This window comes from Microcoleus sp. Pol12B4 (genome assembly GCF_036701385.1).
In the GTDB taxonomy this organism is placed as follows: domain Bacteria; phylum Cyanobacteriota; class Cyanobacteriia; order Cyanobacteriales; family Microcoleaceae; genus Microcoleus.
On the sequence record NZ_JAUBQR010000136.1, the window covers coordinates 1 to 12,438 of the forward strand.

Annotated in this window: 11 protein-coding genes and 2 riboswitches; of the genes, 4 read left to right on the forward strand and 7 right to left on the reverse strand. The window is 44.7% G+C overall.

Annotation, left to right across the window (positions count from 1 at the left end; genetic code table 11):
- Together QUA38_RS18425 and QUA38_RS18430 are read right to left on the reverse strand one after the other, a co-directional pair.
- Positions 1-1,042 (reverse strand): DUF3370 domain-containing protein (locus tag QUA38_RS18425; RefSeq protein ID WP_333164220.1); only part of this gene is annotated, 1,042 nt, incomplete at its 3' end.
- Positions 1,043-1,178: 136 nt separating this feature from the next.
- Positions 1,179-2,102, reverse strand: coding sequence for a nucleoside hydrolase (locus tag QUA38_RS18430; protein WP_333164223.1), 924 nt, complete (start codon positions 2,100-2,102; stop codon positions 1,179-1,181).
- Positions 2,103-2,181: 79 nt separating this feature from the next.
- Between QUA38_RS18430 and QUA38_RS18435 the strand changes: the two genes are divergently transcribed.
- Together QUA38_RS18435 and QUA38_RS18440 are read left to right on the forward strand one after the other, a co-directional pair.
- A complete protein-coding gene (locus tag QUA38_RS18435) occupies positions 2,182-4,125 on the forward strand; it encodes a S9 family peptidase (RefSeq protein ID WP_333164226.1) in 1,944 nt (647 codons plus the stop codon).
- Positions 4,126-4,337: 212 nt separating this feature from the next.
- A complete protein-coding gene (locus QUA38_RS18440; protein WP_333164229.1) occupies positions 4,338-4,556 on the forward strand; it encodes a hypothetical protein in 219 nt (72 codons plus the stop codon).
- Positions 4,557-4,768: 212 nt separating this feature from the next.
- On the opposite strand, the gene QUA38_RS18445 is transcribed toward QUA38_RS18440, so the two are convergent.
- The 4 genes from QUA38_RS18445 to ntrB form a co-directional block, all read right to left on the reverse strand.
- Positions 4,769-5,554 carry a universal stress protein gene (locus QUA38_RS18445; RefSeq protein WP_333164232.1) on the reverse strand — a complete coding sequence of 262 codons (786 nt, stop codon included), beginning with the start codon at positions 5,552-5,554 and terminating at the stop codon, positions 4,769-4,771.
- A 46-nt stretch (positions 5,555-5,600) separates the two neighbouring features.
- A complete protein-coding gene (locus QUA38_RS18450; protein WP_333164235.1) occupies positions 5,601-6,440 on the reverse strand; it encodes a nitrate ABC transporter ATP-binding protein in 840 nt (279 codons plus the stop codon).
- Between the two features lie 105 nt (positions 6,441-6,545).
- Positions 6,546-7,976 (reverse strand): ABC transporter substrate-binding protein, encoded by a 1,431-nt coding sequence (locus tag QUA38_RS18455; RefSeq protein WP_333164238.1) that lies wholly within the window; start codon positions 7,974-7,976, stop codon positions 6,546-6,548.
- Between the two features lie 89 nt (positions 7,977-8,065).
- Complete coding sequence (gene ntrB, locus QUA38_RS18460; protein WP_333164241.1) at positions 8,066-8,914, reverse strand: nitrate ABC transporter permease; 849 nt, start codon at positions 8,912-8,914, stop codon at positions 8,066-8,068.
- Positions 8,915-9,013: 99 nt separating this feature from the next.
- Positions 9,014-9,226: riboswitch (cyclic di-AMP (ydaO/yuaA leader) on the reverse strand.
- A gap of 165 nt (positions 9,227-9,391) precedes the next feature.
- Between ntrB and QUA38_RS18465 the strand changes: the two genes are divergently transcribed.
- Positions 9,392-10,585, forward strand: coding sequence for a sensor histidine kinase (locus tag QUA38_RS18465; protein WP_333164243.1), 1,194 nt, complete (start codon positions 9,392-9,394; stop codon positions 10,583-10,585).
- A gap of 163 nt (positions 10,586-10,748) precedes the next feature.
- Here QUA38_RS18465 and QUA38_RS18470 read toward each other — a convergent pair whose 3' ends face one another.
- On the reverse strand, positions 10,749-10,916 hold the full coding sequence (locus tag QUA38_RS18470) for a hypothetical protein (protein WP_333164244.1): 168 nt from the start codon (positions 10,914-10,916) through the stop codon (positions 10,749-10,751).
- 100 nt (positions 10,917-11,016) lie between these two features.
- A riboswitch (cyclic di-AMP (ydaO/yuaA leader) is annotated at positions 11,017-11,232 on the reverse strand.
- A 169-nt stretch (positions 11,233-11,401) separates the two neighbouring features.
- Between QUA38_RS18470 and QUA38_RS18475 the strand changes: the two genes are divergently transcribed.
- The coding region (locus tag QUA38_RS18475) for a HAMP domain-containing sensor histidine kinase (protein ID WP_333164246.1) at positions 11,402-12,438 on the forward strand (1,037 nt) is incomplete at its 3' end.

The window sequence follows — 12,438 nt, forward strand, 5'->3', positions numbered from 1 at the left end:
AATTGTACAGTGGCAAGCTGAGACTGTATTGAATTCCGTAATTGCCGTGGGCGCGGTATGCTGTATCTGGGTAGCGGACTAGCATTCTCGCACTTTGCACTTGATTTGTTCCCAGCATTCCGCGCGGGAGGCTGCTTAATGGGTAGGAAAATGCTGTTCCGGGTTGGGGAATTGCTAGGTTTGAGGTGGCGGGGTTGTCTGAGATAAGTGCTCGCCATTCTGAACCTAATGCTACACCAGCAACTCGGCCGTAAATTATTTGACCTTCGGTGATTTCGGGCGGTGTGGCAACTCGATCGCGCGGCCCGGCTATATTACCATTGTCTAATAAGTTTTGCCATTCTGCTATATTGGGCGATCGCTCGTTTCCCTGTCCGTTTTCCTCTGGGTCAACTCGGGCAAACATCGCCAGACTGGCAACATAGACTATACCATCGCTCCGCAACCGCATCAAGGTCGATCGACCGTTTAGCGGCGGTACCAATCCCCGCACCGGTATCGGATGATTCATTAACAGTTGGCTTTTTCCCGGTGGAATAATTAACCCCTGCCCAAAGTCTGACTGTCTTTTTCCTCTGAGAATATCATTCACAGCGCGGCTTCCCGGCCCCGCGTAAATATTACTGTTTGAATTATCGACTTGCGGCGGCAATTCAATAAAAGGTGCATCGGGTTGACTGAGATAACTCGCAGCTTGCAATATATCTAATTTTACTGGTTTATTGCCCGGATTGTAAACAATTACTCCTTGATACAAGGTTCGCAAATCTTCCAGCGAAGGTGCGCGGGCTATGTGGTGGGCAAATATGTCGAAACGTCCTTGAAACGGAAAGTTTAAATGTGCGGCAGGAAATCTTTTACCATCGGGGGGAAATGTCGAAAGCAAAATTCCTTCTTGCAGCACTACTTCTGGGCTGTTGCTGTTAAATACTGGTATGTTGTCTAACTGTCCGGGGAGAGGTCGTACTTCTTGGATTTGGACTATTTCTTGAGGTGCGGGAGGGGTTTGGGCTAAGGGGATAATTGATAGAATTGGCAGCATTTTTTAGAGGATTTTTTTTAGCGCAGAGGGCGCAGAGGGCGCAGAGAAAGATAGGGAAGAGAAGGGTCCGCAAATATTCACGTCAGGGCGGGTTTTGTAAGGAGATTTGGCTCACTTATAGCCGATATTGTAATTTTTATCTCGCCCACTGTTGTAATATGTAGCTGTAAAATTTGGCGGTGTCTACTTGAGCCATTGCTTGAATTTTTCGCCCTCCAGTTTTAACTTTTGTGCGTCCTTGGCTGATGCCTTCGGTAATAATTTCTGTTTCCCATTCTCGCAGTTGGTAAAATTCGGGATGCGCTAAATAAGCGGTTGCCAAAATGTCCCAAAAATAGTAATCTTGAGATATTGCTAGGGCATAACACTGTCCTGCTAAGTCGGAAGTTGGATATTTGCGCTGTCTTGCTAAGAGATTGGAAAATTCTACAGTTAGGGGTACATTATTCGTGATATCTAAAGGACACATGACAACGGGAATTTGGGTTTGCCAAATTCTCTCGATAGCTATCGGGTCCCAGTAAGCATTCCATTCCGCCGACATATCTTGTCCGGGTTCCATATCTTTGCTAACATTGCCCATAACATTGAGGGCGCCTCCCATCCAGACAATTTCTTGAATTTTGCTTTCAATTCCTGGCGCGATATCTAAAGCTTGGGCTACTGTTGTTAACGGTCCTGTTACTATTAATGTGACTGGTTCGGCTGAATCTTGCAAAACTCGCACCATAAAGTTTTGTCCTGGTTCTGATATTAACGGCGTGTCAAGGGTTCCTTTTTCATTTAGAATGGGAAGTCGATCGACTGCAAAGGAATCTCGCCGAAATAACACCGGAAATGGGTTGAGTCCCCGCACCGTGCTCGCCGCAACCGGAACTTCTGAACGCCCCATCAAATCGAGGATTTTGCGCGTTGCACTCACGGCCGGTTGAATGTAGCAGTCCGCAGGAGTTACAATTACTCCCAGAGTTTCGACTTCTTCCATTGTCATCAGCAACACGACTGAGAGATAGTCATCAACTGCGCCGTCGTGATCCATTAGTACGAGTTTTTTTGACATTTTGCTTCCCCGGTGACTGAATTAGTGTAAAGTACAAATATAAATTTATTTGTGTGTCAAACACAACGGTCTTAACTATATGAATACAGTATCACCTTACGGCTCTTGGAAATCACCTATTTCTTCCGATTTAATTGTTTCTGGAACTGTCGGGCTCGGACAAATTGCTATTGACGGCGATGATATTTATTGGGTTGAGGGAAGACCTTCGGAAGCGGGGAGAAGCGTCCTCGTGCGGCGCACTTCTGATAGTAAAATCAGCGACGTGACACCGCATCCTTTTAATGTTCGCACTCGCGTTAACGAATACGGCGGCGCTGCTTTTACAGTTGCTGGCGGTGTTGTCTATTTTTCTCATTTTGCCGACCAACGTATTTATACTCAAACATTAACTTCTCAACCAGAACCTCTGACACCTACTGCTAATTCTCGCTATGCAGATGCGATAGTTGACAAGCAAAGAAATCGCCTGATTTGCGTGCGCGAAGACCATGCAGGTGAGGGCGAACCTGTCAATACTATTGTTAGCATCAATTTAGATAAGGGCGAAGATATTCAAATCTTAACTCAGGGGAATGATTTTTATGCTTCCCCTCGTTTAAGTCCTGACGGTTCTCAACTTTCCTGGATTTGTTGGAACCATCCAAATATGCCGTGGGATGGCACAGAATTGTGGGTAGCAGAAATTAATGCTAACGGTTCTTTAGGGGAAAAATACTTAGTTGCTGGCGGGGTTGATGAGTCGATTTTTCAACCGGAATGGTCGCCCGATGGAGTTTTGTATTTTGTTTCTGACAAGTCGAACTGGTGGAATTTCTATAGAACCGTCAATCCCCGCTTGCCGAGGGAACAGCAAGAGGTCGAAGCTCTGTGCGAAATGGCGGCTGAATTCGGACTTCCTCAGTGGGTTTTTGGAATGTCTACTTATGGCATTGTGTCGGAAAGCAAAATTATTTGCACCTACACTCAGCAAGGCCTGTGGTATTTAGCGAGTCTTGATTTAACGACAAAGCATTTGACAACTATTGAGACACCATACACTGATATTTCGTCTGTCATAGGGCGGGGAGAAACTGTTATTTTTATGGCAGGTTCGCCGACTGAATCCACTGCTATTGTACAACTAAATCTAGCAACAAATAAACTAGAAATATTGCGCCAATCGAGCAACTTAAGCATCAATGCGGGTTATCTTTCAGTACCTGAACCAATTGAATTCCCGACGGAAAAGAATTTGACTGCTTTCGGTTTCTTCTATCCTCCGAAAAATCAATATTTCGCAGCACCTGCGGGTGAAAAACCGCCGCTTGTTGTTAAAAGCCACGGCGGCCCAACTGCTGCTACTTCTAGTAGCATGAATTTGAAAATTCAATATTGGACGAGTCGCGGTTTTGCCGTACTTGATGTTAATTACGGGGGTAGCACTGGTTACGGCCGAGAATACAGAAAAAGACTGCAAGATAGTTGGGGAATTGTCGATGTTGATGACTGCACTAACGGTGCTAAATATTTAGCTCAAAAAGGTTTAGTTGATGGCGAAAGAATGGCGATCGCCGGAGGCAGCGCAGGGGGGTACACTACTCTATGCGCTCTTACTTTCCGCGATGTGTTTAAGGCCGGTGCGAGCTATTATGGAGTTAGCGATTTGGAAGCTTTGGCGACGGATACTCACAAGTTTGAAGCGCGCTATCTGGATGGATTGATTGGCCCTTATCCTGAAAGAAAAGATTTGTATGTAAATCGTTCGCCGATTCATTCCGCCGAACGTTTATCTTGTCCGGTTATCTTCTTTCAAGGATTAGAAGATAAAGTGGTTCCGCCCAATCAAGCAGAAATGATGGTAGAAATATTAAAAGCTAAAGGTTTGCCGGTTGCTTATGTTGCTTATGAAGGGGAACAGCACGGTTTTCGCCGCGCTGAAAATATCAAAAGAACTCTTGACGGCGAATTCTATTTCTATTCGCGGGTGTTTAAGTTTGAGTTAGCTGAACCTGTGGAGGAAGTGGTGATTTTCAATCTTTAAAAAACATTAAGTTTGCAGTTGCTCGGTCTTCCATAAAACGCACCTGCAAGCTATATCATAATTGGCAAATTTTAAATGTGATTTACTTCACAAATTTTGCTGTTTATTGTCACACCTTTAAAGGGAATATAGCTATAAATTTTTATAGTGCGATCGCCTTTTGTTGTTGCAGAAACGCCCGATCGCGATCGTCGAACTTAGACTCAATCGCTATGCAAACTCCTGTCCACCTGATTCCATGTGCTTTGGCCGAGCTGTTTGCCGAAGTGAATCAAAATGGCTACATTACTCTAGCCGATAGGTATGGTTTGATGGCTGCTATTTTTGACGAAAATTTGACTGAGGAAGACAAGCGCTCGATCGATCGGCTGCTGCGCTCTGTGTGCCGGGGAAGGATAAAATTAGTTAACGAATTGTCTATGCTCAGGTAAGTTACGACATTTTTCCTGAAAAGTAGTTTTAAACATCTCAATAATCAAAAAAGTCCCAATTGTCTGGTAGTTGGGACTTCGAGCGAGAAAACTATTGTTAATTTTTTATCGACATATAACTTACGCAAAAAAAAGGTTTAGCGCGCGAATTTATAGCGGTAGGGTTTGTACTGCGAACCTTACATATAGTGTTGCGTAAGTGCTGAACAAGTTTAATGCGCAGGTATAGTTGTAGCCAACTGTAACTTACTCAAACTTTCTTCAGGCTGAACATCCATCTGATAGCTGAGTGCCGAAGGAATCCCGAGCACGCAGCACGGAAAATTATTGCCTAGTTCCCTAACCAGCGAGTGGTTTCCCGAATCGCAGCCCAAGAAAAGTAAGTTGGCTGATTCTAATTCAACCACATTTCTCAGTTCTGTAGCAACCCGCCCGATGCGTAAATGAGCTTTGAATAAACCGCGCCATTCCTCAGCCAAACAGCGCGCTTGCCACAGCAACTTATCTGCTACCTCGTACTCATTATTTTGACCATAAATGGCTTGTAAATAATGCGGGTCTATCCAATTTTTTTGCTGGGATACCGATGGGATTTCGGTGGGTAGAGCGAGCGCAGGTACTGCACAATTAAGGGCGAATGTTTCCTCTAACTCCGACACTTTTTGCTGTGCAGCCAAAGCATTTGCTACAGCTAATTTGCAAGTATCTTCGCGGTAACTTTTTTGCGATTCGTCGATCACGTAGACGACTTGAACCGTAACTTCTTTAGTTGTTACTAAACGAGTTTGATGCGCTATCCAAAGGGTAATATCCAGAGCTATTTGACTTTGGGGGGAACTGTTGTAACCGACAATAAAATTGATTGTTTTTGCCTGTTTTGGGGATTTTGATTTCTTAGAAACTGGTAATGTTTGCTCCGGCAGCAATACCATTTCTTCTGCTAAATTTTGGTATCCCAATGCACTTTCAAAACGCGCTAACATTGTTTTGAGATTCACAGGCTTAACCTCTCTTAAGTGAATTATTATGTCGATCCGTCGGGTGTTATTCGTCTTGAGTAAAGTAGCGATCGAGAAAATTCAAAGCATAGTTGCGGAGTTCGTAATAATCCTTCGATTCCCGCAACTCCTGGCGATCGCGCGGGTGCGAAAACGGCACTGACAAAATCTCCCCTATTGTTGCCGCCGGACCGTTTGTCATCAGCACAATGCGATCGGACATATAGATAGCTTCATCTACATCGTGAGTAATCATCATTGCAGCTTGTCTGTGATTTTCCCAGATATCCAGCACCTGTTTCTGCAACTTGCCGCGAGTCAGAGCATCTAATGCTCCAAATGGTTCGTCCATTAATAACATTTTCGGTCGGATCGCCAAAGCTCGCGCAATCCCAACCCGCTGTTTCATGCCCCCTGAAATTTCGTCTGGATATTTATCGGCTGCCGATGTTAAGTTTACCATTGCTAGGTGTTCGTTGACAAGACTAATCTTCTCGGAACGGCTAAGACTTTGCAAAACTTCATCAATTGCCAGCCGAATATTTTCCCGCACCGTCAGCCACGGCAGCAATCCGTAGTGCTGGAATACCATCATGCGATCGGCTCCAGGTTTGCGAATTTCTTTTCCTTCCAGTGTCACAATTCCCCCGCTCTGTCTTTCCAAACCCGCCACTATTTTTAGCAGCGTTGATTTGCCACAGCCAGAGTGACCAATTACCGAAATAAATTCGTTTTCTCCAATACTTAAATTGATATTTTCCAAAACGCTAAAATCGCTACCATCCGCACTTTTATACGATTTGAACAACTTGTCAATTTCGAGAAATTCAGATTTTGTTTTAACTTGGCTGCTGGCTTCAATAGAAGTAGAAAAGTATTGACTCACGGTCTTCTCCTAAAAAGTAGTAAAGTGTTAATTTGATTTCCGAACGGTTGCGTAAACGGTAAGGTGCAAGCCCTCGCAGAGGTTCTGGGTTTAGGAATGTAGAAATTAAGACAGAAAAAAAGACTGAGGGCGGTTTACTCGAATTTCAAAACTATTCAAATAACCCACCGGATCGCTAGGATCAAATGCCTTTTTATCAATGAAAAGTTCTGCAGGTTCCACTTGGTAATCCTCCTGGGGACAATCAATACCCATTTCGGCAACAATCTTGCGGTAAAGGTCGGTTCTCCAAGCTTTTTTAGTTAATTCCTCAGCATTTTTGGGAACTTCTTTAATCTGTCCCCAGCGAGCGGCTTGAGTCATCAACCAAATACTCTGAGACTGCCACATAAATGTTGAATGATTTCCCGGTATTTGAGGCAAATTCTTAGGAATGTCATAGAAAATAGTTGCATCTTCCGATTGTATGGTGCGCTCTTTTCCGTCAAACCCTCCATAGTTGTAGTCGCCAACTATTGCGGGTCGCGTAAATTTGTCGGTCGCCCCTTTTTTCGGTTTCGCCCCCGTAAACGATCGCTCAGTCAGCAGCGCCGATATTTCACTGCGATTTTCCGGCTTGCTGCAATACTGACAAGCTTCCACCATTGCCTTAACCAGCGAGTAATAAGTCTTCGGATTTTCCTCAATGAATGATTGCATTACTCCCAAAAGGCGATCGGGATGTCCCAGCCAAACTTCCTTGCCTTGCACGAAGGTAAAACCCACTCCCAAATTGCCTTGAATTGCCCGCGTATTCCAAGGTTCGGCCACCATGTAAGCCTGCATGGCGCCAATCCTGATGTTCGTTACCATCTGCGGCGGCGGCACAATAATTACCCGAAATTCTTTGAACGGATCGACACCCGCAGCCGCCGATATGTAGCGGACAAAGTATTCGTAAATCGCAGAACTCAGAACCACTGCCCAAACCCTGTTTTCCGACGGCTGACTGTCAAAAAAGGCTCGAAATTGTTTGCCAAATTCTTCTAAATTGCCGTTGTATTCGTGCCACGGGCGTAAACCGGAATCCCACATAGCTTTGTTCATCGTCATGGCGTTGCCGTGGCGGTGAATTGTCATTGCCGCGCACAGGGGTGCGTGACGCGCTCCTTCGGCGCCAATTCGGGCGTTTGTGACGGCGCCGGATACGACTGGGGAGGCGTCGAGGCGGCCGAAGATTACGCCGTCGCGGGAGGTTGCCCAGCTTGCTTCGCGGTTGAGTTGGACGTTTAAACCGTATTTGCGGAAAAAGCCTTTTTTCCAGGCGATCGCAAATGGTGCACAATCGTTAACCGGCACGTATCCTACGGTTAAATTTGGTTTTTCTAAGGTTCGGAAATCGACTATCGGCTTTACCGTTAAGGCTTCTTCTGTCAGTCCTTTTGCCGATCGATCCGCGCTAATTCCACAACCAGATAAAGCCATTCCCGCCGCCGCCGATCCGATTCCTTGCAAAAACTCTCGGCGGTTCCATTCATTGGAAAACTTGTCACTCATATTTAATTTGACTAATGACTGTTAACTGTTGACTGTTGACTGTTAGCAACTGACAACTGCTTTCCTAACAACTGCCAACTGACTAATCACTAATGATTAATGACCGAGCGATGCGTTACCAATTCCTGAACTTTGTCAACAGCAGCGTCGAGCAACAGTCCAGTTAAACCAATTACAAACACCGCTAAGAATACCGAACTCAGGTTCAAACGGCTCCATTCATCCCAGACAAAAAAGCCAATTCCCACACCGCCTGTCAGCATTTCCACCGCCACAATCACCAGCCAAGCAATCCCCAAACTAATCCGCAAACCTGTAAAAATGTATGGCAAACTCGCCGGCCAAATTATCTTGGTAATCCGCCTCCAGCGCGGCATTTCCAACACTCGCGCCACATCCAGATAATCCTGGGAAACGCTAGAAACTCCCAAGGCTGTGTTGATAATTGTCGGCCACAAAGACGTGATAAATATGACAAAAATTGCCGACGGCTCTGCTAAATTAAAAATCGATAAAGCTATCGGCAGCCAAGCTAGCGGCGACACCGGTTTGAAGATTTGAATCAGCGGATTGAGCGCCATCATTGCCGGTTTCGACATCCCGATGAGAAATCCCACGGGAATCGCAACTGCTGCACCCAGGAAAAATCCCACCAACACCCGCCGCAAACTCGCTAGTAGCAGCCAGCCAATGCCTAAATCTCCAGGCCCGCGCTGATAAAATGGATGGAATATGTAATCTAAATTAGCGATTAACGCCTGATAGGGAGTGGGAATCAAATCGCTGTTGAAGCTGGCAACAATCCACCACACACCAAGAATTCCCAAAAAACCCGCCGCAGGCAACAAAACAGCATCTCGGATAACAACGGGTTTGACCCGCTTCCACGTTGCAACTCCTGCAACTGCGATCGCAGATAAATTAAGCTGTATGAACATTTCAATCTCCTTCAGAGTCAGGGCAGGTACAAGAATCTTGAACAATACCAACCTGAGACACTGACGAAGCCAAACAATCTTTTTCAGAAATTTGGCTTTTCAGTCTCTTCTCAATGCCTGCGAAGTTAGCTGACGGGCTAGGACTGAGAGATGTCCTTCTCCTTAGATTTCAAAATCAAAAATTACACTCAAATTTGGCAATTTTTAACTTTGCTTTATAATTCACTAGAGATTCGCCCCGAAAATTGGTTCCTCCGCTCCCGCCACACGCTTGGTTTGATCGCGCAGTGCTGGATTAGGCTTGACTTTTTAAGCCAATTTATATTAAGCTAGCACGACCGTATAATTCTGTCAATACGTCTTTAGAAGTAGCTATTTGCAGCAAAGCTAAAAAGTTGAGAGAACTTTCAAAAAGTTAATTATTAAACTAACCTAGATATATAAAATACCATCGCTTACTTGATTTATATAAAAGCAATGATAGATTTTAGCCAAGCGTTACAAGATAAAATTGATATAATTACCGAAAACTGGATCGAAGCTGTTCGGGGCGACGAGGAAATCGGCACCGCCAAGCAACTCACTTACGATTCCGTGCGCGACAGCCTTCCCATCGTATTGGAAGCGATCGTAACTATGCTGTCCCAATCAGAAGAAAGCGACTTTCGGGCAGTTATACAAGAAAGTTTAGACCACGGGGCTGTCAGGGCACAACAAGGCTACGATGCCGAAGAAATTGCGCGGGAATACCGCTTGCTGCGGAGGGTAATTTTCGATGCTTTAGAGCCAGAATTGCTAAAAGGCTCAGCCGCAGAAGTGAACCGAGCTTATCGCTTAATTGACACGGCTCTCGACGAAGCAATTGCTGACTGTTTTCAAACCTATACCCAGGGAAGATTCCAAGAACTACAGGATTTGCAAAACCAATTGCAACTTACAAATCAAGAGCTGACTCGCTTACTTCGCGCCAGTCAAGAGAATATATCTCACTTAGCTCACGAATTGAAAACCCCCCTCACCTCTATTATTGGCTACTCAGAATTGTTTGTGCGCCAAATAAACAATCCTAGAGTTAAAGATTCGGCTCCCAATTTGGCACATATTGATAAAGTCCTCAACAACGGCCGACTATTACTTAGATTAATTAACGATACTCTCGAAATCTCGCGGTACGACACGGGACGCATAAAATTGCAGGTAAGTGCCACAAATGTGCGATCGGCGATCGGTACTGTTGTCGAAATAATCGAGCCTTTGGCCAAAGCAAAAAATTTAGAGATCACCCTTGAGTGCGATCCGGTTCTCGATCAAGTTATGACAGATTACTTGCGCTTGCAGCAAATTATCACCAACTTAGTGAGCAACTCCATTCGCTATACCCAAGCTGGTACTATTACCATAAAAACCGAATTATTGTCAGACCAACATTGGAGTCTCTGCATCAACGATACAGGAATTGGCATTGCTTCAGAAGACTGCGATCGGATTTTTCAACCCTATTTTCGAGCCAACAGCTCCGTGGCTTCTGGGATGCCGGACAGTACAGGCTTAGGGCTAGCAATTGTCGAGCGATTAGTCAACCTCTTGCAAGGTAAAATCGAATTAGTTTCTGAAGTAGGAGTTGGCTCCTCCTTCACTGTAATTTTTCCCTTAGAATTGGATGGAGTTTAGATTACTGTTAACTGTTGACTGTTGACTGTTGACTGTTGACTGTTGACTGTTGACTGTTGACTGTTGACTGTTGACTGTTGACTGTTGACTAATGACTAATGACTTATTCAAATCAGAAACCGAAGAGTTACATAAATAGCCGCAGTTATTAATTGCACCGCCATCACAGGCAGCCCGTAACGCAGAAAAGTTTGAAAAGAAATCCGGCGCCCGTGCAGTCAAAACCAGCCGCCGGTAACAAAACTGCATCTCGGATGACAACGGCTTTTACACGCTTCCACGTTGCAACTCCTGCAAGTGCGATCGCAGATAAATTAAGCTGTATGAACATTTCAATCTCCTTCAGAGTCAGGGCAGGTACAAAAATCTTGAATAATACCAACCTGAGACACTGACGAAGCCAAACAATATTTTTCAGAACATTTGACTTTTCAGTCTCTTCTCAATGCCTGCGAAGTTAGCTGACGGGCTAGGACTGAGAGATGTCCTTCTCCTTAGATTTCAAAATCAAAAATTACACTCTAATTTTTTGGCAATTTTTAACTTTGCTTTTTAATTCACTAGAGATTCGCCCCGAAAATTGGTTCCTCCGCTCCAGCCACACGCTTGGTTCGATCCCCCAGTGCTGGATTAGGCTTGACTTTTTAAGCAAGTCTGATATAATATTTCACGAGCATTAATTTTGTCAATATGTCTTTAGGAGTAGCCATTGGCGATCGGCAAAGCTCAAAAGTTGAGAGAAAATTCAAAAAATTAACTATTAAACTAACCTAGAGATATAAAATGCGATCGCCCACTTATTTCTATACTTGAGCCATGAGAGACTTTAGCCTCGCGCTGCAAGATCGAATCGACATAATTATACAAAACTGGATAGAAGCTGTACGCTGCGACGACCAACTGGAAACCGCTAAGGAACTCACCTACAATGGCGTGCGCGACAGCGTTCCAATGGTACTGCAAGCGATCGTAACCATGCTTTCCCAATCCCAAGAGAGCGACATTCGCACACTCGTAGAAAAAAGTTTAGAACACGGAACTCTCAGGGCAAAACAAGGCTACGACGCCGAAGAAATTGCGCGGGAATACCGCTTGCTGCGCTGGGTAATTTTCGAGGCTTTAGAGCCAGAATTGTTCAAAGCCTCGGCCAGAGAAGTCAGCAGAGCTTATCGGTTAATTGACACGGCGCTCGACGAAGTAATTGCTAAATGTTTCCAAACCTTTACCCAGGAAAGATTCCAAGAACTAAAGGATTTGCAAAACCAATTACAACTTACAAATCAAGAACTAACTCGCTTAGTTCGCGCCAATCAAGAGAACTTATCTCACTTAGCTCACGAATTAAAAACTCCCCTCACCTCTATTATCGGCTACTCAGATTTGTTTTTGCGCCAGCAACAAAACTATTCCGACATTAAAGGTTCTGTTCCCAATATAGGACATATTGATAGAGTCCTCAACAGCGGCAGACTGTTGCTGAGATTGATCAACGATACTCTGGAAATTTCGCGGTACGAAGCCGGACAAATCAAGTTACAGCTAGCTGCAATCAGCCTGCCAGATGTACTCGCCACTGTTGTTGAAATAATCGAGCCTTTAGCGAAAGCCAAAGGTTTAGAGATAGCTGTTGAGTGCCATCTATCAAACGATCAAGTGGTGACAGATTGCTTGCGCTTGCAGCAAATTATCACAAACTTAACCAGCAACGCCATTCGCTACACCACAGCCGGTACTGTTACAATAAAAAGCGAACTTTTGCCAGCAGATAAATATTGGACAGTAACTGTCTCAGATACAGGAATTGGCATTGCTCCCGAAGACTGCGAGCGGATTTTTCAACCCTATTTTCGAGC

Bases quoted from the DNA above. Each gene is read 5' to 3' on its own strand.
- QUA38_RS18430 (WP_333164223.1), bottom strand. From the start codon at position 2,102: ATGTCAAAAAAACTCGTACTAATGGATCACGACGGCGCAGTTGATGAC.
- QUA38_RS18435 (WP_333164226.1), top strand. From the start codon at position 2,182: ATGAATACAGTATCACCTTACGGCTCTTGGAAATCACCTATTTCTTCC.
- QUA38_RS18440 (WP_333164229.1), top strand. From the start codon at position 4,338: ATGCAAACTCCTGTCCACCTGATTCCATGTGCTTTGGCCGAGCTGTTT.
- QUA38_RS18455 (WP_333164238.1), bottom strand. From the start codon at position 7,976: ATGAGTGACAAGTTTTCCAATGAATGGAACCGCCGAGAGTTTTTGCAA.
- ntrB (WP_333164241.1), bottom strand. From the start codon at position 8,914: ATGTTCATACAGCTTAATTTATCTGCGATCGCAGTTGCAGGAGTTGCA.
- QUA38_RS18465 (WP_333164243.1), top strand. From the start codon at position 9,392: ATGATAGATTTTAGCCAAGCGTTACAAGATAAAATTGATATAATTACC.
- QUA38_RS18470 (WP_333164244.1), bottom strand. From the start codon at position 10,916: ATGTTCATACAGCTTAATTTATCTGCGATCGCACTTGCAGGAGTTGCA.